The 20471-nt window shown below is 63.3% G+C and carries 15 protein-coding genes and 1 pseudogene; 9 read left to right on the top strand and 7 right to left on the bottom strand.

Features of this window, described 5'->3' with window-relative positions:
• The first annotated feature begins 12 nt into the window (after positions 1-12).
• A complete protein-coding gene (locus B071_RS0103300; RefSeq protein ID WP_018525680.1) occupies positions 13-2406 on the top strand; it encodes a glycoside hydrolase family 65 protein in 2394 nt (797 codons plus the stop codon).
• Between the two features lie 42 nt (positions 2407-2448).
• On the opposite strand, the gene B071_RS0103295 is transcribed toward B071_RS0103300, so the two are convergent.
• Entirely contained in the window at positions 2449-3678 is a 1230-nt protein-coding gene (locus tag B071_RS0103295; protein WP_018525679.1) for a GAF and HD-GYP domain-containing protein, read from the bottom strand.
• A 50-nt stretch (positions 3679-3728) separates the two neighbouring features.
• Between B071_RS0103295 and yidD the strand changes: the two genes are divergently transcribed.
• The gene (yidD, locus tag B071_RS18910) at positions 3729-4079 is read left to right on the top strand and encodes a membrane protein insertion efficiency factor YidD (protein ID WP_018525678.1); all 351 of its coding nucleotides are present in this window, start codon (positions 3729-3731) and stop codon (positions 4077-4079) included.
• 108 nt (positions 4080-4187) lie between these two features.
• Here yidD and rpmB read toward each other — a convergent pair whose 3' ends face one another.
• Complete coding sequence (gene rpmB, locus B071_RS0103285; RefSeq protein WP_026244931.1) at positions 4188-4427, bottom strand: 50S ribosomal protein L28; 240 nt, start codon at positions 4425-4427, stop codon at positions 4188-4190.
• 13 nt (positions 4428-4440) lie between these two features.
• Complete coding sequence (rpmG, locus tag B071_RS0103280; RefSeq protein WP_018525676.1) at positions 4441-4614, bottom strand: 50S ribosomal protein L33; 174 nt, start codon at positions 4612-4614, stop codon at positions 4441-4443.
• A gap of 110 nt (positions 4615-4724) precedes the next feature.
• Here rpmG and lnt point away from each other — a divergent pair, with 110 nt between their 5' ends.
• Entirely contained in the window at positions 4725-6833 is a 2109-nt protein-coding gene (lnt, locus tag B071_RS15695; protein ID WP_157703003.1) for an apolipoprotein N-acyltransferase, read from the top strand.
• On the opposite strand, the gene lgt is transcribed toward lnt, so the two are convergent.
• The 3 genes from lgt to B071_RS0103260 all read right to left on the bottom strand — a co-directional run bounded on the left by lgt (position 6820) and on the right by B071_RS0103260 (position 12199).
• Positions 6820-7860, bottom strand: coding sequence for a prolipoprotein diacylglyceryl transferase (gene lgt, locus B071_RS0103270; RefSeq protein WP_018525674.1), 1041 nt, complete (start codon positions 7858-7860; stop codon positions 6820-6822). The genes lnt and lgt overlap by 14 nt on opposite strands.
• Positions 7861-7864: 4 nt before the next feature.
• Entirely contained in the window at positions 7865-10894 is a 3030-nt protein-coding gene (locus tag B071_RS0103265) for a flagellar assembly protein A (protein WP_018525673.1), read from the bottom strand.
• A 159-nt stretch (positions 10895-11053) separates the two neighbouring features.
• The gene (locus tag B071_RS0103260) at positions 11054-12199 is read right to left on the bottom strand and encodes a P-loop NTPase (protein ID WP_018525672.1); all 1146 of its coding nucleotides are present in this window, start codon (positions 12197-12199) and stop codon (positions 11054-11056) included.
• Positions 12200-12545: 346 nt separating this feature from the next.
• On the opposite strand from B071_RS0103260, the gene B071_RS0103255 reads away from it, so the two are divergent.
• The 3 genes and pseudogenes from B071_RS0103255 to B071_RS18180 form a co-directional block, all read left to right on the top strand.
• A complete protein-coding gene (locus B071_RS0103255; RefSeq protein ID WP_018525671.1) occupies positions 12546-13943 on the top strand; it encodes a S41 family peptidase in 1398 nt (465 codons plus the stop codon).
• A gap of 28 nt (positions 13944-13971) precedes the next feature.
• Positions 13972-14751, top strand: a complete 780-nt coding sequence (locus tag B071_RS0103250) for an RsmE family RNA methyltransferase (protein WP_018525670.1) — start codon at positions 13972-13974, stop codon at positions 14749-14751.
• A gap of 37 nt (positions 14752-14788) precedes the next feature.
• Positions 14789-15334, top strand: a pseudogene (locus tag B071_RS18180) (WecB/TagA/CpsF family glycosyltransferase); the annotation flags it as partial.
• On the opposite strand, the gene B071_RS20435 reads toward B071_RS18180, so the two are convergent.
• Positions 15333-15875, bottom strand: a complete 543-nt coding sequence (locus tag B071_RS20435; protein ID WP_438829546.1) for an FxsA family protein — start codon at positions 15873-15875, stop codon at positions 15333-15335. The pseudogene B071_RS18180 and the gene B071_RS20435 sit on opposite strands and share 2 nt — an antisense overlap.
• 189 nt (positions 15876-16064) lie before the next feature.
• On the opposite strand from B071_RS20435, the gene B071_RS18175 reads away from it, so the two are divergent.
• Genes B071_RS18175 through B071_RS15680 form a run of 3 tightly spaced genes read left to right on the top strand, consistent with a single transcriptional unit; the run spans position 16065 to position 20432 of the window.
• Positions 16065-17396 carry a sigma 54-interacting transcriptional regulator gene (locus B071_RS18175; protein ID WP_094354934.1) on the top strand — a complete coding sequence of 444 codons (1332 nt, stop codon included), beginning with the start codon at positions 16065-16067 and terminating at the stop codon, positions 17394-17396.
• On the top strand, positions 17365-17682 hold the full coding sequence (locus tag B071_RS0103230; protein ID WP_103680143.1) for a ribbon-helix-helix domain-containing protein: 318 nt from the start codon (positions 17365-17367) through the stop codon (positions 17680-17682). The genes B071_RS18175 and B071_RS0103230 overlap by 32 nt, the downstream gene beginning before the upstream one ends.
• On the top strand, positions 17679-20432 hold the full coding sequence (locus B071_RS15680; protein ID WP_018525665.1) for a PEP/pyruvate-binding domain-containing protein: 2754 nt from the start codon (positions 17679-17681) through the stop codon (positions 20430-20432). The genes B071_RS0103230 and B071_RS15680 overlap by 4 nt, the downstream gene beginning before the upstream one ends.
• Positions 20433-20471 lie beyond the last annotated feature (39 nt).

Raw genomic sequence — 20471 nt, 5'->3', positions numbered from 1 at the left:
TGGAGTCAATCGATGAACACAAAGATGGAGCAGAGGGTAGAGCTCTCGGACGAGATCTGGAGCGAGACCTGCTGGGAGATCGGCGAGAGCCGCTTTGACCCCGATCAGGCCGTAACGGCGGGCAGTAACTTTATGATCGGGAACGGCTACATGGGGTATCGGGGAACGTTTGCCGATGACCGGGCCGATCAGTACCCGGCCCTGGTGGTGACCGATACCTACGACAACGCCGACGGGACCTGGAAGGAGCTGGTGACGGCCCCGAACGGTCTCTTTACCCTTCTTTCCTGCCGGGGCAAGGATATCCTGTGGCGACAGGGGGGATTCGGGGAGTACGAACGCCGGTTGAGTATGCTCCGGGGGGAGTGGAGCGCCCGTGCCCGATGGGATGACCCGGGAATTCTGGTGGAGGAGGAGCGTTTTTGCAGCTACGACGACCTTCACCTGCTCACGAGCCGCACCAGAATAACCGCTCTCGGAGAGGTGGAGCTGGAAATCGCCACGGGGATCGACGGGAAGGTCTGGAGCCTCAATGGAAACCATTTCTCCTCGCTCTCCCTGGAGGAGGGCCCGGACTGTCTGGAGGCGTCCTGTGTGACGGGGGAGCAGGGGTACCACCTGGTTCTCCGGGAGGACGCGCTCCTTCGGCGAGCGGGGGGAGCGGCGATCGAGCCCTGCGAGACTGCCTCTCGGGAGGGAGCGCTCTGCCGGGTTTTCCGGGTTTCCCTCGAGGAGGGGCAGGCGCTGGTTCTGGAAAAACGGGTGGTTCTCTACTCGTCCAACGATCTGCGTGATACCTCGCGGATCACCAGCGACGCCGCCCGGGGGCCCCTGCCCACGCAGGAGGAGGTTCGCCAGGCCACCGCTGGGGGGCTCTCCCGGGCGGTTTCCCGGAGCTGGGAGGAGCTGCGCGAAGCTCACCGGAAGATCTGGAGGGATCGCTGGGACTCCGCCGATATCCTGATCGGTGGCGACAGGGTTGCCCAGACCCTGATCCGCTACAATCTCTATCACAACGTGATCGCCGCACCGGCTCACGCCGATCACCTGCCCTTGGGGGCCCGGGGGCTCTCCTGCCAGGCCTACCAGGGGGCAGCCTTCTGGGATCAGGAGATCTTCAACCTCCCCATGTTTCTCTTCACCGATCCCGAGACGGCCCGACGGCTCTTGGTCTATCGCTACCGCACGCTCGACGGGGCGCGGAAAAAGGCCCGTGATCTGGGATACCGGGGAGCCTTCTACGCCTGGGTCAGCGGCGACACGGGTGAGGAGATCTGTCCCTCCTGGTTCTTCCGCGACGTTCTCACGGGGCGGCGGATCCGGAACCACTTCAACGACTGGCAGATTCACGTCTCCCCCGATATCGCCTACACCGTCTGGAAGTACGTCACCGCCACGGGCGACCAGGAGTTTCTCGAGCTCTACGGGGCGGAGATTCTCTTCGAGGTGGCTCGCTTTCTGGCGTCGCGGGTTCATTACCGGCCCGGTCTGGAGCGCTACGAGATTATCCGTGTTCTGGGGCCCGACGAGTACCACGAGAACGTGGATAACAACTATTTCACCAACTTCCAGGCGCAGTTTGTCTGCCGCTACGCCGTGGAGGTCTACGACAGCCTGAGCACGGACCATCCCCGGGTCTTCGACGATGTGGCCCGGCGGATCGGTCTGGAGCGGGGAGAGCGCGATGCCTGGGACGATATCGCCCGGCGGATCCATATTCCCGAGGCCGATCATGAGACGGGGCTGATCGAGCAGTTCCAGGGATTTTTCGAGCTGGAAGATACCCGCCCCGAGGTGATCAGGGAACGGTTGCTGGACCCCGGGGAGTACTGGGGCTGGCCCAACGGAATTGCCGTGGAGACCCAGGTCTCGAAGCAGGCCGATGTGACCCAGCTCTTTATGCTGCACCCCAAGGCCTGCAGCCGCGAGGTGATCCGTGCCAACTGGGAGTACTACGAGCCGAGAACCCAGCACGGGTCCTCCCTGAGTTACGCCGTGTACGCCATCTGCGCCGCCTGGATCGGGCACGATCAGGAGGCGTATCGGTATTTTTTGAGGTCCTGCACGGTGGATCTGCTCAACAGGGGGAAGGCTGTCAGCGGGGGAACCTTCATTGGGGGGATCCATACCGCCGCCTGCGGTGTGGCCTGGCAGATCGTGGTGAGCGGGTTTGCCGGGATGTACCTGACCCGGAGTGGCTTCGGTTTTGATCCGCACCTTCCCTCGGGGTGGGAGACGCTCGCCTTTACCCTGAAACGGTGGGGTGACAGCCTGGAGGTAACCCTTCACCAGCGTGCCATGACGGTGCGGGCCCGGGAGGATAACTCCCGGGAGATCACCCTCGAGGTTGGTTCCTCCGAGGTGGCTCTGCCTCCGGGCCAGCAGGTCGCGGTGCCGCTGCGTTAATATATCGGTGGTCCCCCTGGGGCGTTTCCGGAGGGGGCCGGGTCAGTCCTCCCGGGCGTAGCGCTCGGTGATGGTCTGGATATTGGGAAGAACCTGAAAGAAGATATCGATCAGGTCCGGATCGAACTTGGTCCCCCGCAGGCGCTTCAGTTCCGCCAGGGCGTCCTCCTCGGTCCAGGCGTCCTTGTAGACCCGGTTCGAGAGAAGCGCGTCGTAGACATCGGCTATGGCTACGATGCGCCCGAAGAGGGGGATCTCCGTGCCGGCCTTTCCCCGGGCCGAGCCGTCGGGGTTCGGGTCGATGGGCTCGCCGGTCTGGATGTCCACGTGTCCCGGGTAGCCCGAGCCGTCCCAGTTCTCGTGGTGGTTCAGGGCTACCTCCTGGGCCAGCTCGTCAAATTCCGACTGCTTGTCCAGAAAGAGCCGGGCTCCCTGCCAGGTGTGGGTTTTCATGATGTTATATTCGTCTTCGGTGAAGCGGCCTGGCTTTTTCAGGATCGTGTCGGAGATCGCCACCTTGCCTGCGTCGTGAAGCATGGCCGCCATGCGAAGGTTGTCCCGGGTCCGCTCGAGCGCTGCCCGGGGGACCCCCGTCCGGCTTGCCCAGGCCTCGTAGATCTCCACGCTGTACCCGGCCACACGGTTGACGTGGGGGCCCGTCTCCTTGGGATCCCGCAGCTCGGCCATGCGGATCATGCGGAGCAGAATCGCCCGGGTCATGCGTGCCCGCTGGAGCGTTACCGTGGCGTTGGCGGCAAAGTGCGTCACCAGGAGCTCGTCGTCCCGGTCGAAGGCTGTCACCTCCCCCTGGTCGGTCATCTTGTTGATGATCTGGATGACTCCCAGAATAGCTCCCGTGTTCGTCTTGAGGGGGACCGCCAGCATGGAGGTGCTGCGGTAACCTGCCCGGGTGTCGTAGGAAGGATCAAAGCCATAGGGGGCTGAGGGGGGGATCTGGTACACGTCGGAGACGTTCAGGGCCCTCCCTGTGGCCGCGGCGTAGCCCGAGATGGTGTTTGTCGTGACGGGAACGGTGAAGATGTTGTAGATCAGCTTTTTCCCGGGAGGGAGGTTCTTCTGGAGTGTGTCGTTCTGGGCGTAGTTTATCACCAGGTGGTCGCCGTTTACGGCGTAGATGGACCCGGCGTCGGCACCCACCACCCGCCGGGCTTCCAGCAGGATCCTCTCCAGGAGGATGTCCTCGTCCTGAATCTTGTTCAATTCAGAATCAAGGGAGATAATGTTGCGTAGCCGTTCTGTGTCCTGAATCATGCCAATGGGGGCATTCTACACCATTCGGGGCCGTCGTGGAGAGGGAATGTATGAAAATTGTCAAAAAAATCGTGCTTCTGCCCCTTATGTTGTACCAACGGGTGATATCTCCCTTGCTCCCCGCCAGGTGTAATTATTATCCCTCCTGCTCGGAGTATACCCGGCAGGCTCTGGAGGCTCATGGTGTGGTCCGGGGGGTGATCATGGGGGCTTTGCGGATCGGGCGGTGCTCGGCCTTCTTTTTCGGGGGCTACGACCCGGTTCCGTCGGAGTGGGCCTTGGGGACGCTTGTTCAGGAATACCGGGACCGCTCCGTGCGACGGTGGAGAAGATCAGGGGGAACGGGGCCAGAGGACAGAGCGTCGCCAGAGACGGGAGAGCCGAGAGATCCGGAAGAATAAAAAATCCCGTGCGAAGAGCCGGGGAGGGCAAACAGCCAGGGAGGGCGAATCAGCCGGGAAACCGGCGGGAAAAGCGGTACCCGGGACACTGTCCCGGGTGCAGCTGGATCAGGTAACGTCCTTGAGAGAGAGGTTCTCCTTGCGGAGGTAGGACATCAGCCCGATCTTGTTGATGGTGCGGAGTGCTCGAGTACTCAATTTGATGCGTACAAACCGGTTGAGTTCGGGGACGAACAGCCGCTTGTTCTGGACATTGGGGCGCTGCCAGCGGCGCGTTTTGTTGTGGGCGTGGGAAACGTTGTTCCCCGCCATCGGTTTTTTACCCGATATGGAACATCGACGACTCATGAGGCGCTCCTTGTCAGACCTTGCCCGATTCCTTGAAGAGGACGTGCTTCCGCACAAACGGGTCGTACTTCATGAACTCCATTTTGTTGGGAGTGTTCTTCTTGTTCTTTACCGTGTAGTAGCAGAAACCACTCTCGGTGCTCTTGAGGCGAACCCGTGTCAGGTTACCCTTTTTTGATTTAGCCACTGTCTAACTCCTGTCTTCAATTCGGGAGGTCTATAGGTAGCATGAAAAATGCCCCGGGGTCAACCGTTTTCCTGTTGTGGCGGGCTCCGGTGGTTGTTATGATGCCCGCCATGAGGATTGCTGATCAACACCAGGGATTTCTGGTGATGCTGGGGCTCTTTCTGGCGACTCTTCTCACGGGGGTCTTCCTCTTTTTCCTTCCTGCCACGGCGGTTATGCCTCCGGGGGGGGGAGACAGCCTGCTTCTGGCGTGGTTCTCCCTGCACTGTCTCTGGATGGTGGTGCTGGCGAGCCGTCTCCGGCGGGGGCCCCTCTTCTGGGATTTGCTGGGGCCCGCTGCGGAGGGGCTGTTCTTCTTCGGCTTTTTCCTCTTCCTCTTTGCCTACATCTTTGCCCTGAACGCAAATATGGATTACGTCCAGCGCTTCATCGAGAGCGGAGGGAACCTTCGCCTTGCCCTGGATACGCGCACGGAACGGCTCATCGCGGTGAGTCGCTTTGCTCCGCTCCTGGGGGCCGATCTGGTGATCTGGCTGCTGGCGGGGGTCCGGCGCCGGGCAGAGGGGCACGAGGGCGAGGGGTGGCTCTTCCTCTCGCCGCTGCTGGTGCTCCTCTCGGTGGGGCTTTCGGTGCTGGCTGCTCCGTCGGCCTTCTTTCTGGAGGGGCTTCCCCTTCTGGGGTGGGTCTCTCTGGTGCCGCTTTTTGTGGTTCTCCGGGGGCAGACCAGAGCCGCCAGAACGGGGAGGGCCGTCTGGTACGGGCTTCTCTACGGGGTTCTTTTTACGCTTTTGGGGAACTTCTGGCTCGGTACGTTCAATCTTATCTCGCTCCAGGCGGTGGGGGTGATTTTCCTCGGCTTCTACGGGCTGTTCATGCCCCTGGCTGCGGGGGCGCTTCGCCGGGCCCGGAACGAGCCCTGGTGTGTGGTGGTGCTGCCCCTGGCCTGGACCGCCTTCGAGCTGGCGCGCAGCAGCGGTTTTCTGGGGTATCCCTGGTTGCTGGTGGCCCACAGCCAGTACCGGCTTCTGCCGTTGATCCAGCTGGCCGAGCTGGGCGGGGTCTGGCTGGTGAGTTTTGTGGTGCTTCTGGTGAACAGCCTGGGGGCCGAGATGGTGCTCCTCCTGTTGCGGAGGGATTGTTCCGTCGCGGCCAGGGTTCGAGGGCTCCGGGCCTCGGCCCTGGGGATCGCCGGGGTTCTGGTGCTCTCCCTGGGGGGAGGCGCCTTCCTCCTTTCCCGGCCCCTCCCCTCGCGGGGCGAGGTCCGGCTGGCCCTGATCCAGCAGAATAGCGACCCCCGGAAGCACGAATACCGCAGGACCCTGGATTCGCTGATGGCCCTGACCGAGGCGACGCGTTCCTACGAGCCCGACCTGGTAGTCTGGTCCGAGACGGCCTTTGTGCCCAATATTCGCCGATGGTCCCGGGAGGATCCCCGGCGGTATGGTCTCGCCCGGCTGGTGCAGGAGTTCCTAGCCTATCAGGAGACCATGGGGACCTGGCTTGTCACGGGAAACGATGACTACCGCCAGGTGCTGGATGAGGAGGGCGAGGAGCTCGAGCGCCATAATTTCAACGCCGCCGTGCTTCTCTCGCCCGAGGGGGTGCGCCACGAGACCTACCACAAGATCAAGCTGGTTCCCTTCACGGAGTACTTCCCCTACGAGCGGCAGTTTCCCTGGGTGTATCAGATGCTCCTGGACTTCGATGTGGCGTTCTGGACTCCCGGCGAGGAGCGTACCATCTTTCACCACCCCGATTTTCGGTTTGCCACACCCATCTGTTTTGAGGATGTCTTTCCGGGACAGGTCCGGGAGTTCGCCCGGGCGGGGATGGAGGTGGTGGTGAACCTCACCAACGACTACTGGTCTCTCCAGGAGGTGGCGGCCCAGCAGCATTTTGTAGCTGCCCTCTTCCGGACGGTGGAGCTCCGCCGTCCCATGGTGCGGTCAACCGCCAGCGGCGTCACCTCCCATATCGATGCTGCCGGGAGAATTGTCGCTACCGTTCCCCAGTATTCCGAGCAGTATCTCCTTGCCACTGTGGAGATCCCCGACGGTTCCCGGGTTACCCTCTACGAACGCTGGGGCGACTGGGTTCCCTGGAGCGCTGCCGTGGTGCTGGTTCTTCTGCTGGGGTGGCAGGGCCTGGTCGAGCTGCGCGAGCGCAGGCCCCGCCGGGAACAGGGCAGGGAAGGGGCAGACCGCCTCAGCGACGGTTGAGTTTTTTTCGCAACTGTCGCCGGGCGTTCCGGCGGTGTTCGGGGGGCGCCTCCTGAAAGGTCTGGACCCGGGGGGCCTGGCTGGCCCGGAACCAGAGAATTCCCAGGAGGACCACTCCCGCCAGGGCCATCAGGAGGCTCAGGATCTGGCCGGTGGTTATGTTCAGCAGCGAGAGAAAGAGCCATTCCGGGTTGTTTTCGGGCCCTGCCTGGATAACAAAGCCCAGGTCGCTGTCGGGGACGCGGAAATATTCTGCCACAAACCGGGCCAGGGCGTAGCCGATCAGGTACAGGCCGATCATGAACCCCTTGAAGGGCTTCCGGTGCCGGAAGATAAACCAGAGGATCGCCCAGAGCACCACCCCTTCCAGGGCCGCCTCGTAGAGTTGCGACGGGTGCCGGGGCAGGTTCACGAAGTCCAGCCCCTCCAGGTTGATCTGGAGGCGGGCCGCCGTCTCCTGTACTGCGGGGTGTCGGGCGGGAACCTCCCGGGCTCCGGGGAAGAGAACGCCCCAGGGGCGGCTTGTGATACGGCCGTAGAGTTCGCCGTTGATGAAGTTCCCGATCCTCCCGAAGGTGTAGCCCAGGGGGATCGCCGTTACCAGAAGATCTCCCATTTCCAGGATATCGATCTTGCGTATCCGTGCGTAGGCGACAAACCCCACAACGGCACCCAGGAGCCCTCCGTGGTAGCTCATGCCCTGAAGCCCCGTGAAGGCGCCCCGCTCGTCGAAGGGCCAGAAGATAAGCCAGGGTCGCGAGAGGTAGCGTCCCGAGGTGTCGTAGACCAGGGCGGCGAAGATTCGGGCCCCCGCCAGGAGTCCCAGAATCGTCCAGAAAAAGAGGTTCACCAGATCGTCTTCGCTCACGGTGTGGCTCACGCCGAACCGCTTGTCCCGCAGCTGTACCCGTGTGAGCAGGTAGGCCAGGGAGAAGGCCACCAGATACATCAGGCCGTACCACCGCAGGGGAAGGCCCGGGATTATCTCCGGTGAAAGCCAGTGAGGGTATTCAAAATAGAGAGGCATCGTCTTAACTCCCGTTCAGTTCGCTGATGTCTATGTTGCCGGTGTGGGGGTTGAACTCCACGGCAATCGCCTTCCGGGGTGAGGTGACCTCAAAGGTCCGGCCGTGGCTCTCGAAGACCGTGCCGCTGTGGACCTCGCCGCTGATCACCACTTTACTGGGAAAGTGTTGCTCGAACCGTTCCCGCAGCGTGAAGAGCCGCAACCCCCGCTTTTCCATAAGTTTCAGAAGCTTGATCTTCTCCGCGCGCAGCGTTTCCAGCGCTTCTGTTGCTCCCGTTTTCTCGCTCTTGCGCATCTCCAGATCCACCTGGGTGATGCGGCGTTTCACCTTCTCGATCTCCTTCTCTTCCTTCTCGATCAGGTCGGCCACCAGATAGTCCTGGCCGAAGGAGAGCTTGGTTCTGATCCCCCGGGGTGATCCCACGCTGGCCACCTCGAAGCCGTTCCGGGCCCGCAGGGTTCCCCCCACAATCCGGCCCTTGTCGCCCTTGAAGGTGATCTTGCCGTTGCACTTGATGCGGGACCGGACCAGGGCGGTCTTGAGCACCACATCGCCCACGGCGAGCACCGTGGCGAGCTCCACAAAGGGGCTCAGGATGTTCCGCTTGCTCCGGAGAACGGCCTTGCCGCCCCCCTTGACGCCCCCCTTGATCATGATATCCCCGTCCGAGGAGATCAGCGCGCCCTCGACCCCCCCGGCGATCTTGATGTCTCCCGTGGAGACCACGAAGAAGCCGCTCCTGACGGTTCCCCCGATGGTGACGGCTCCGGGAAAGCGGATGTTCCCCACGGACATATCCACATCGCCCTGGACGGTGTGGGAAGAGAGCACCTCGATCCGCTTGGCCGTGGCCAGGAGTTCCCCCCGTATCTCGGAGCAGAGGGTAACGGAGCCGTCCGCTTCCTCCCGGCGTGAGACGTTGGGGCCAATCTCCAGCTCGAACCCACCCAGTTTTCGCGCGGGCACGGGGGCTCCCGTCACGTCGGTTCCGTCGATCGCCTTCTGCTGCGAGGGAAGGAGCCTGCAGAGTTCCTGCCCCTGCTCGACGGTGATGATATCGCCCCGGCTCCGGTAGTCGGCTGTCCCGTCCTTGCGGATGCGTACCGGTGCCGCCGAGGGGCCTCCCACCAGGTGTTCGACCCGGTTCTCGCTCTGGTTGACCGGGTCGGTTCCCCGGGCCACGGTGATCTGCGTAAGGGGCGCACCCGCCCCCGAGGCCCGGGCAGCCCGCAGGGCTGCGGAGAGGGCTTCCTGGTCCAGGCCGTGGGTTACGCGGGCCTGGGCGAGGGCCTGATCAATCGCCTCCCGGGTCAGGAGCGTGCCCGTGCCGGCGCCTTCTTCCAGGGAGAGACGGGCTTCCATGCGGTCTTCGGTCAGTTCAACCTGTATTCTGGCGTCCTGGTGGGGGCGTACGCGGAGGGAGACCACCCCGTCGGACTCGCGATAATCGAGAACGCCCCCCCGGGTTGTGGCGATCACCGCTTTTTGCTGGGTGATATTCTCGTGGAGGGTGATCTCCGCTACGGCGCCCGGTTCCGCAGGGATGATCGCGCCGTAGACATCGACCCCCGGTTCCCCCGGAGTCGGGGGATCGATGGAACAGAGTAGCTGTTCGGTCTTGACGAAGGCCGTCTTCTGGATCTCGTCGGCGGGAAAGTCCTTCAGCGACTCCAGGCGTATCTCCTCGGGGTTTACCCGGGGAGCGTCGTCGGGGGTGGAGGGATCGTCGGCGCGTCCCGTGGTCTCCCGGAGAAGTTCAACCAGACGGGAGGTGATCTTCTCGGTGGTCTCGGGAGGGTTGAAGGTGATGGCGTACTCCACCTGCCGCTCGGGGCCCGGCACGGGAGGGGTTCCCTCGCAGAGCAGGTAGCTGGTCAGGTCCATCTCGCCGCTCTCGTAAAAGGCCAGAATATCCTTCTTGATCGTCTCGAAGTTGAGTTTTTTGAGGCCGCTCTCCTTGATCGCCGTGCCCACGTCGCGCAGGTTCAGGGGGCGTCCCCGCCCCTTGCCCTTGTGGACGTTCAGGTAGGCCGAGAGCTTGTCCTCGGGAACGTAGATATCGAAGGAGGCGTCGCGGGAGCTGGAGATCACGACCCGCTCTTCCGTTCCCGCCTCGGTTTGATCGGTNAGAATCTGAAGGATTTCCCGGGCCTGAATAAGGGATTCTTCGGGGTAGGGGAGTTCCCGGGCTGCCTGGAGGATCTCCTCCGGATCGGGGAGGGGGAGCGCCCGGTGTCCCGGTGTAAAGAGCAGAAAGGCCGTGGCCTTGTCGGGGCTGAGTTCCACCGACCAGGAGTGCTCCGAGAAGGGGATCAGGTCGGCCCAGTTCTGGCCTGCCCGGACGAAGCCCGACTGGCCAGCGCGGATCTCGTCGCGTATTTTCTGGAGGTTCGGTCCGCAGTGGAAGGCGGGATCGGCCAGTTTTCTGATGGGAAGGGGGCGTCCGAAGACGTCCCGNCCGGGGATGCCCGCAGAAGCGGGGGTGATTCGCCCCACCAGATCGCCCTGGCGGGCAAAGAAGAGCTCCTTCACCGAGGGGTCGATGTAGACGCGTTCCTGGCGTTCCACGGTGTCGCGGACGATCTTTTTTTCTACCCGTTCCTTCCCGAAGGGAAACCCGCTTTTTTGCGTTACCGTGGTTTCCCGCTCTACGGGCTCGCGGATTGTGCGCACTATCACGGGGGGCGGTGTCTGGGCCAGGACGTCCGAGCTGATCTGCCGGAGGTCCTCCGGCACGGGGAGGTCTTCCCAGAGGGGAGTCTCCGGGGCCGGTTGAACGGGGGCAATGCCCGTGGCCACCTCGGCGGAAACGGGGCCTTTCCCGGCCGATGCAGCTGCCGTCTTGAGAAACTCCGCCAGGACGGCCTGCCCGGGGACGTTCTCGATTCCCCGCTCGGCCAGCGCGGCACCCAGTGTTGCGGGAGTCCACTCGTCGCCGTCGTTGCTGGCCTCGAAGGTGAGTACGACCTTGAGCGCGGGGTCGGCGATGTCGATCTTCAGTACCCCCGAGAGGGGTTTTTCTGCTTCAGCCATGAATCCTTCTGTGTACCCTGTGTACCCTGTGTGGCCTGCGCCACCTGTGCCACCTGGGCCCGCCCGGTGTGCTTTTCAGCGTCCCGCTGAACCCGCCTGTGCTGGACGCCCCTGTGTCGAACGCCCGGTCCGCTTTCGCTAGCCAGTCCGTCCATCGCGTCAGACGGTGAACCCCTGATTGATCGCCCGAACTACCTTCGACCGGTAGAGGTTCACCTGCTTTTTCAGCTGAACCAGCTCGTGGTGCTGGCTCTTGATCGTCTCTACCAGGTCCCCCGTCGACAAGGCGCCGGTGTTCAGTAGTTCTTCAATATAATTCATTCTGTTCTCAAAATCACTCTCTGCTTCCGTTTCAGCGGCCTCGAAGGAGTCGTTGATCGTTTCCAGATCGAGGACGCTGCCGTCGGTATCGGCCTCGAGCTGGACCATCTTGTCGGCGATGCGGTANACGGCCTGGGAGAGAATGGAGCTGGGTTTGTACCGGATGATGGGGAGCCGCGCCGAGAGGGCCGTGTCCTGGAGNTCATCCCGGAAGATGACCCCCAGATGCAGGAGGTCCAGATCCAGATACTGCTGGGCGCTCCGGCGGAGGCGGTTGATTTTCTCGGCGTCCTTGGGGTTTTCCAGCATGTTCATGATCAGTCTGGGGTTGAAGCGCCGCATGGCGTGCCGAAAGTTCTGGCCCGCCTCGGGATCCCGCTGATCCAGCTCCCGGGCGATATCGGGNAAATAGACCTGGCGNAGGTTGTTCTTNTCCTGGAAGAGTTCCTTGATGTAGTCTGCCCCGGCTCCTGTCTTCCCCACCGTTCCCTGGAGCACGCGGAAGACGGCGTTCTTCAGGAAGAGGTAGGCGCTCACCGTGGCTGTGGGGGTCGGGGTGGTGCAGATGATCCCGTGGCTAGAGGTGAGGAAAAAATCCAGCGTGGTTTGACCGGTGCCCGCTCCCAGGTCCATGATCAGGTAGTCCGCTTCCAGGGAGGTGAGTTTCCGCACGAGCATCCGTTTCTGGCTTGCCGTGAGGTTTGCCAGGCCGGGGATCTCGGAATCGCCGGGGATGAACTGAAGGTTGGGAATCCCCGTGTCGTTCAGGATGGAGGAGATTTTTTCCCGGGAGTTGTTCAGGAGGGTGCCGATGGACCCGTTTATGGAGTTCATCCCCAGGATGAGATGGAGGTTGGATCCCCCCAGGTCGAGATCGGCCAGGATCACGCGTTTGCCCGCCTGAGCCAGGGCTATCGCCAGGTTTGCCGAGACGAGGGATTTTCCAACTCCGCCCTTCCCGCTTGCTACGGGTACGATATACATCAGGGAACCTCCAGGTTTGGACATCCAGGATTGGCCACCCGGGTTTGGTCACCCAGGATTGGCCACCCACGGTTGGCCACTATGATAACAGGAAACGGGGAATAACAAAAACAGGAACAGATGGTACGCACCAGTCCTTGCTGTGGTCAACCTGCCATGACTACTATTATGGTATTGGTGTGTATATTATGGTGCGTATACAGAATTGGTTTGTGTACGGCCGGGCCGCTGTGCGTCGCAGGGGTCGCCCGCGGTGCAGGTTCGGGTTCGCCAATTTTCGGTATTGCCGGGATAGTCGGGCTGGTGCAGACGGGCTGGTGGTGATGAAATATGTGAGGAGGCAGGAATGTTGAAAAAAGGTCCGTCGTCGCGGTCCGGAATCTGGTTTGTCTGGGCCGCCGTAGGGGCGGTGGTGGTTCTCGGGTTTTTTGCTGCGCCCGCTCTTGCGGCGCAGGGCGGTTCCCGCTCTCCCGATCAGTCCCTGGCTCTCTTTGAACAGGTCTATCGTTTCATTCAGCGGAATTATGTGGACGAGGTAGACCCCGATGTGCTTATTCAGGGTGCCCTGAAGGGGATGTTCGAGAGTCTCGACGATCCCCACTCGGCGTACCTCTTGCCGGATCAGATGCGAAGTCTCACCGATACCACCAGCGGCCAGTTCGGTGGTGTGGGGCTGTATATCAATAAACCCTTCTCGTCCCGCGACGGAGGGCCCGTATACATAGAGGTGGTCTCGCCCATCGAGGGGACCCCCGCCGATCGGGCGGGGCTCGAGGCAGGAGACCGGATCAAGAAGGTCGAAGGGGAGTCCACAGCCGATCTTGCCGTGGACGAGGTGGTGGAACGGTTGCGGGGCGCTCCCGGGTCTTCCGTGGAGGTGACGATTCTCCGGGGCCGGGATCTGGAGTTCCCCGTTACCCTCACCCGGGCGATTATCCAGATTCCCACGGTGCGCTGGGGGATGATCGATTCTTCCACGGCCTTTCTGCGGATTATCCAGTTCACGCCCCATACCCGGGACCGGGTTGCCGAGGCAATCGAGGAATTTCGCAACGAGGGCTACCGCTCCATGGTGATTGATCTCCGTTCGAACCCCGGAGGGCTTCTCGATGCCGTGGTGGACGTGGCGGATCTCTTCTTTGACGGGGGGCTGGTGGTAGAGACCCGGGGGCGCGTTGCCAGCGAGAACAAGCGCTTCAACGCCCGGTCGGGGCGGTCCGTGGGTGACGATATCACCCTGGCGGTTCTGATCAACGACGGCTCCGCTTCAGCCTCGGAAATTCTGGCTGCGGCCCTGAAGGATCGCGACCGGGCTCGTCTCTTCGGTTCCACCACCTACGGCAAGGGTTCGGTGCAACAGGTCCGGGGAATTGGCGATGGGGGGTTCCGGCTCACCATGTCCCGCTACTACACCCCGGCGGGGACGGATATCGACAAGAAGGGAATTTCCCCCCACGAAGAGGTGAAGGAGGCCCGTCTCTCGGAGGAGGAGCAACGGGCGTATATCGAGTTGCGCCGGGAAAACCGGTTCGCCGATTTTGTCGAGCGTACGGGGGATCCTTCGGGGGGCGATATCGACCGTTTTGTCCAGGAACTCCTGCGGGAGGGGGTGGAGATAGAGGCCGATAATTTGCGTCGCCTCGTGGTGGCCGAGGTAAACCGGGCGTTGCACCGGGATATCCTCTTTGACCTGGAGAACGATCGGGTGCTCCGGCGGGCTCTGGAATACCTGCGGCAGCGGTGATGGAGCGCTGTTGCAGGAGGGGCTGCCGATGAAGCATCTGGTGGTGGCCTCTGTTCCCGCACCGGGGGGGACGATCCCGCTTTCCGGGAGCGATGCCCATTATCTTCTCCAGGTGCGGCGGTTGCGCCGGGGTGATTTCCTGGATTGCACCGACGGGAGGGGGCGGGTCTGCAGGGCCCTGGTCTCGGCCGTCACCGGGGAGGGGCTGGTGCTGACCGTCCAGGAGATTCTCGGCGATGCGCCCCGCCGGGAGGGGGCGTCGGGGGCCTCCCCGGGGGGGGCTCCCCTGGAGGTTCTGGTGCCCCTTCTGAAGGGGAAGCTCTTCGATCGGGTCCTGCGGCAGGTGACGGAGCTCGGGGCAGACCGGATCGTCCCCGTGGTGACCCGGCACTGCGTCAAGCGGCCTCCCCGGGAGCAGGCGGAACTCCGCAAGAAAAATCAGCGCTGGGAAACGATTATCCGCGAAGCCTGCCAGCAGAGCGGTCGCAGGTGCCTCCCCGAACTCGCCCTGGTGCAGGAGCTCCCGGCGCTCTCCGGCCAGGGGCCGGGGATCGTCTTTCACGAGCTGGCTTCCCGGGGGCTTTCCCGGNAGGCCGTGGCCGGGCTCTGGGCCGGTGGCGGCCCCCGGAGAGTTCTGACCGGTCCCGAGGGGGGGCTCTCCTCCGGGGANGTGNCCGACCTGGNCGGGAGGGGATGGCTGGTTTCNTCCCTGCCNACGCCGGTTTTGCGGGCAGAAACGGCGGCCGTGGCGGGCTTGGCTATTGTCCTGCATCTGCAAAGCGAATTAGACTTGCCTTCCCGCTCCTGACTCCCGAATAATAAAACAAAGTTGAGGTTGGAGAAGCATGTCCTGTACGTTCCGACAGTTTTTTGGGTTGCCCCTGGTTGAAGACGCACCACCCGATCTTGCTCCCGTCTGGGGGGCGGGCCGCAGGGCTCCGGGAATTCTCCTCTTTGCGAGCCGGTCCTTTCTGTGGCGCCTGGTGCGTTCCCGCCGGGTGCGCCTGGGGCTGGCGGGGAAAAACGCCGCCGTTGTCCCCGCAGGTGGCGGGGCCCGCTGGCAGACCCGTCTGGCCTGCGGGTGCGATATCGGCAGATACGAGGCTTTTCAGGGGCTGGTGCGGCTGCTTTCCCGGGCCGAGGAGGACCAGGCCTCGCTGTTTATCGTCGACAGCGACCCCCGGGCGGTGCGGCGGATNGAGGAAAACCTGCGCGTAACCTTCCCGGGTCTGCGAATTGTGGGCAGGGCCGCCTTTTCTCCCGGTATCGCCGCATCGGTNACCACGGCGATCAGGAAGGCCGAGCCCCGGATCGTTCTGATCGGCTGTGCCAGAACGCCCGTTCTCCGGTGGATGATCGATCAGTACGATCAGGTGGGGAACTCCCTGGCTATTGTGGCATCCCGGGCGGCGGATCGCATGGCGGGGCGTCGCCGGGGGGTATCTCCCTGGGCTCTTGTGGGGGCTCCCCTGCAACTTCTGGTGCCGCTGCTTCTGGTGGTTCACCGGCTGGTGCTGATTCACCGCTGGAAAAAGCTGCAAGGGTGAGGTATTCCTGCACCACCGGGAANATTTCCCGGTGGCAGCGGAGAAAGATCGCCGCNAAGATGAACCGGCCCGGTGGATAATAGAGCACCAGTCCCAGAAAATCGCTGACAAATCCCGGAAGAACCAGAAGTACCCCCGCTGTTACCACCGCCGCCAGACGAGCGTACCGGAAGGGTCGGAAGACCCCCCGGCGGGCCTCGTTGCGGATGACTCGTATCCGGTGGTGAATCGAGTTTCCCAGAATGATCGCTGCACCCAGCGCGACCGCCCCCTGGGCAGCCAGGGCNGCGTAGAGACCGATCTCCCGCGAGACCAGCACCAGGAGCCACCCGTCGGCCAGGAGCAACGCCGCCAGAACCAGCAGGCCCGAGAAGAGAGATGCCACCTCGCGGCGGTCCACCAGGAGCAGGAGCCATTCTGCTTTCACCCCCCCATTGTGCGCGATCTTCTCCCTCCGGGGAAGAGGAGCGGAGGAGAGACCTCCGGGGTTTTCCGAAAAAAAGTGGAATAATCCCCTTCTTTTCCGCTCNGNNTGTTTGAATATTATTGATATTCGATCTATAAATAAGCTGAAATGTTTATTACCATAACATCCAGAGCCGATCTGGCGCGAACGGTAAGTCGGGCGGCCCGGGGGCTTGGCCGGGTCTGGCACGCCTCGGGGGTTCAGGAGGCGCAGGATCACCCTCGGGGGCTATCGTCCTGCTGGAGGGGAATGGTCCTGGACTTTCGTGATCATTCCAGGGAGCGCTTCTGTCTGGTCGACCGGCTGTGGCGTCAGAAGAGGACGCTGACGGTTGTGGCTGTGGTCGAGGAGAGTCAGGGAGCGTTGCTCTTTGATCTGGCCCGCCGGGGTGTGGGCGTCTGGTTCCCGGGAGTTCCCGATGGGGACTCGATGAGGGCTGTTCTGGAGGATCTCCTCCGGGAGCACCNGGTTGCNCCGGGGGATCTCCTCCCCGAGGGGGCCCCGGGTCCGGGGGGAGGGGCGGTGAGGGACAGCTTTCGGGAGGGCCCCATGAACCGGCAGGGCCCCCCGAAAGAGCCCCCCTGCCAGGGGGATGCGGCTCTGCTGCAGGCCCTGGGCGGGGCCAGTGCAGCGGGCAGAACACTCCAGGGGGCCGTCCTCGCCGCCGCTGCGAGCGCCCTGCCCGTGGTCATTACGGGGGAATCGGGGGCGGGCAAGCAGGTCGTGGCACAGACGATTCACGGTCTCTCGTCCCGACGGAACAAACCCCTCGTGGACGTCAACGTCTGCGGTGTTCCCGAGGGGATTTTTGAATCGGAATTTTTTGGAACCGTTCCGGGAGCGTACACCGGAGCGGTGCGCAGGAAAGGGTATCTCTCGCTGGCCCGGGGCGGGACGCTCTTTCTGGACGAGATCGGCGACCTGCCGGGATCGCTCCAGCCCAAGCTGCTGAAGGCGATCGAACAGGGGAGCGTCTTCTCCGTGGGGAGCGACGAATCCCGGCGGATAGAGACCAGGCTCATCTGCGCTACCAACAGGAATATCGAGCATATGGTGAGGTCCGGCCGGTTCAGACAGGATCTCTGGTACCGTCTCGCCTCGGTGATTATTGAGGTTCCGCCCCTGCGGCACCGCCGCGAGGATATCCCCCTCCTGGCATCGCGCATACTGCAGCGCCCGGGCAGACCCGAGGTGGTTCTGACGCCCGATGCGCTGGTGGCGCTCCAGCACCAGCGGTGGCCGGGAAACCTGCGGGAGATGAAATCCGTTCTGGAACGGTCGCTGGTCGTGCCGGGTGAGCCCGGCCGGGTCAGGGAGGTCCTCTCTGCCCGGGATCTGGTCTTCTCCCCCAACATAACGGGCCGCGTCTGGACCGAAGTTGCCGAGGGGGACTACACTGGTGGTCTCTATGAACATGAAAGACGAGGTGATCACCTTTAAGGTGGACGGTGCCCTGGCGGAGCAGCTCCGCTCGCTCCCCAACCGTTCCGAGTTTATCAGGCAGGCCGTGCTTCAGGCTCTGGAAATGGAGTGTCCCCTCTGTCACGGTACGGGAACCCTCTCGGTGAACCAGATGGCTCACTGGCGGGCCTTCCGGGAACACCACAGCCTTGTAACCTGCGAAGTCTGCGGTGAACCCCACCTTGCCTGCGACGATCAGGAGGATGTCCACGGGGCCGAGCCTCATCAGGAGGAACTCCCCCCGGGGAGCGGGGAGTCTCAATGAAGGATACCGCCGGACCGGGGCGGGGGGAGCCGGCAGAACGCTCCACGGGTATCGCCGGTCTGGACGAGCTGATCCGGGGGCCCCGGCCGGGCGATAACGTGGTTCTGCGGGTGGACCAGCTCTCGCTCTACCGGGATTTTTGCCGCCGGGCGGCCCTTCGGGGGGGCGCGGCCGGGGACCGGCTGGCGTATTTTCGCTTCGCCCGCCACGAATCGCTCCTGAACGAAGAGGAGTGTCGCCGTCTGGGGGTAGAGATCTGCCATCTTCCCCTGGACCAGGGGTTCGAGCACTTCATCACCACCGCCCACGGGCATATCCTCGAGCTTGGCCCGCGGGCGGTGCTCTTCTTTGATTCTCTCTCGGAACTGAGCGAGTGCGCCTACTCGGACCGCATGATCGGGAACTTTTTTCAGCTCACCTGTCCGTTGGTCCTGCGCACGGGGAGCCTGGCCTGGTTTGCCCTGGTGAGGAACGTTCACTCTGCTCACGCCGTGACCCCCCTTCAGGAGACTACCCAGATCTTTCTTGATCTCTACGGCCTCCCCCCCGGTCCGGCCGGGGAACCCCCCGTTGGCCTTGATCCCGGCAATATACCCGGCGATATTTCGGGTAATATTCCTGGTGATCTCCCCGGCCGGGAGGGAACCCTCTTCTTTCGGCCGGTCAAGACCGACGGGCGGAACGATCGGGCCCTGGGCACGCTCTTTCGCTGGGGGCCCGAGGCGCCCCGGGATCTGGTCCCCCTCACCGACAGCGACGGGGTAACCCGGGTGCTGAACCAGCTCCCCTGGCCGGGCCTTCCCGGTGCAGGGTACCGCCAGGCCGGTGTCTGGGACCGAACCTTCCTCCAGGCCCGGAAGTCCTCCCGGGACCAGGAACGTCTTCTGCGGCTGATCATCGCCAGGGATGGGCCCGTCTTCGAGCTGGCCCGACGTTTCTTCTCCGTGGCGGACCTGCAGCAGATCTGGCGACGCATGATCGGTACCGGTTTTATCGGGGGCAAGGCCGTGGGCATGCTCCTGGCCAGGGCGATCCTGCTCAGGGACCGGACCCGGTGGGAGCCCCTTCTGGAGCCCCACGATTCCTTTTTTGTGGGGTCCGATGTCTACTATACCTTTCTGGTGATCAACGACTGCTGGTGGGAGCGGCAACGCCAGAAACGGCCCGAGACCTTTCTGGAGGGAACGAGCGAGGTCCGGCAGCGCATCCTTCAGGGACGATTTCCCCCCTACATCATGGCCCGTTTTGCCGAGATGCTCGACTATTTCGGGACCTCACCGGTGATCGTTCGTTCTTCCAGTCTTCTTGAGGATAACTTCGGAAACGCCTTCGCCGGAACCTACGAGAGCGTTTTCTGCACCATGCAGGGTACCCGGGAAGAGCGACTCCGGGAGTTTCTGGCGGCGGTCCTGAGAATCTACGCCAGCACCATCAGCGACACGGCCCTGCGTTACCGCCGGGATCGGGGAATTCTCGACCAGGACGAACAGATGGCGCTCCTGGTACAGCGCGTCTCGGGAGCCTCCTGCGCACCGACCCCCGAGGCCCCCCGGGGCGGCTGGTTCTTTCCGCACCTGGCCGGGGTCGCGTTCTCCTTTAATCCCTACGCCTGGCACCCCGAGATAGACCCCCGGGCGGGGGTGGTGCGGCTGGTCTTTGGCCTGGGCACGCGGGCCGTGGACCGTTCCGACGACGACTATACCCGGGTGGTGGCCCTGAACGCCCCCGAACGCCGACCCGAAGCGGGAGCGGACGAGGTTCGCCGCCACGCCCAGCGCCGGGTCGACCTCCTGGACCTCCAGGAGGGCCGGGAGCGGAGCCTCTACTTCTCCGACCTGACGGCCCGCCTGGACCAGGAGGAGGCGGCGCTGCTGTTGCCACGCGTGGCCCGGCGGGAGCGACACACCGCCAGGCCTGTCTGGACGCTCACCTTCGATTCCTTTCTCCGGGACTCCTCCTTTGTGGCGGACATGAGGGATCTCCTGGAGACCCTGCGGGAAGCCTACGGTACCGATCTGGACGTGGAGTTCACGCTCCTGCTTGGTCCCTCCGGCGGGTACCGCATGAATCTGGTTCAGTGTCGGCCCCTGCAGATTCAGCTCCGGAAGAAGGCCTCCCCGGGCGCGACCTTCCCGGACCCCCGGCCCCGACAGATTCTTCTGGATACCAGGAGCGGTGTGGTGGGGTGCGGGGGAACCTTTCCCGTAAGCCGGATTCTTCTGGTTAGTCCCCGGGGGTACGCTGAACTCTCCACGCAGGAACGGTACGAGGTTCCCGAAGTGCTTCGGGCTGTTACTACCGCCGGGCCTCCCCCGGATCGGGGTCTTTCGGAGCAGGGGGCCCTGGTCCTTCTTGGTCCCGGTCGCTGGGGAACAACCATGCCCTCCCTGGGGGTTCCCGTGGGGGGCTCTGACCTGGGTGAGGCGAAGGTCCTGTGCGAGATCGACCAGATGCACCAGGGGCTGATCGCCGATATGTCGCTGGGTACGCACTTTTTCCACGAGCTGGTGGAGCGGGATCTCCTGTATCTTGCGGTCCGTCTGGGCCGGGAGGGAACGGTTCTGGATCTGGACTGGCTGGAAGGGCAGGAAAACTTTCTGGGGGACTATCTCCCGGCCCGAAAGGTCCAGCGCTGGCAGGGAGTGCTGCGGGTTCTGCACTTCAGGCAGGGGCTGGAGCTGATTGCCGAGAGCCGGAGCCAGCGGGCCCTCCTTTATTTTAAGGAGGGCTGTGCCGATACTTACGATTGACGGGCAGGTGTATCTGAATTATCATGGGTCAGGATGTGG

The sequence above is a fragment of the Alkalispirochaeta alkalica DSM 8900 genome, from assembly GCF_000373545.1.
Taxonomy (GTDB): Bacteria; Spirochaetota; Spirochaetia; order DSM-27196; family Alkalispirochaetaceae; genus Alkalispirochaeta; species Alkalispirochaeta alkalica.
The sequence above is the reverse complement of the archived record's forward strand: the minus strand, read 5'-3'. Positions and strand labels throughout refer to the sequence as shown.

What these genes read in the sequence shown, in the direction of transcription:
- lnt (WP_157703003.1), top strand. Translation starts at nt 4,725, where the DNA reads ATGAGGATTGCTGATCAACACCAGGGATTTCTGGTGATGCTGGGGCTC.
- B071_RS0103230 (WP_103680143.1), top strand. Translation starts at nt 17,365, where the DNA reads ATGAACATGAAAGACGAGGTGATCACCTTTAAGGTGGACGGTGCCCTG.
- B071_RS0103295 (WP_018525679.1), bottom strand. Translation starts at nt 3,678, where the DNA reads ATGATTCAGGACACAGAACGGCTACGCAACATTATCTCCCTTGATTCT.
- lgt (WP_018525674.1), bottom strand. Translation starts at nt 7,860, where the DNA reads ATGCCTCTCTATTTTGAATACCCTCACTGGCTTTCACCGGAGATAATC.
- rpmB (WP_026244931.1), bottom strand. Translation starts at nt 4,427, where the DNA reads ATGAGTCGTCGATGTTCCATATCGGGTAAAAAACCGATGGCGGGGAAC.
- yidD (WP_018525678.1), top strand. Translation starts at nt 3,729, where the DNA reads ATGAAAATTGTCAAAAAAATCGTGCTTCTGCCCCTTATGTTGTACCAA.
- B071_RS0103255 (WP_018525671.1), top strand. Translation starts at nt 12,546, where the DNA reads ATGTTGAAAAAAGGTCCGTCGTCGCGGTCCGGAATCTGGTTTGTCTGG.
- B071_RS15680 (WP_018525665.1), top strand. Translation starts at nt 17,679, where the DNA reads ATGAAGGATACCGCCGGACCGGGGCGGGGGGAGCCGGCAGAACGCTCC.
- B071_RS0103300 (WP_018525680.1), top strand. Translation starts at nt 13, where the DNA reads ATGAACACAAAGATGGAGCAGAGGGTAGAGCTCTCGGACGAGATCTGG.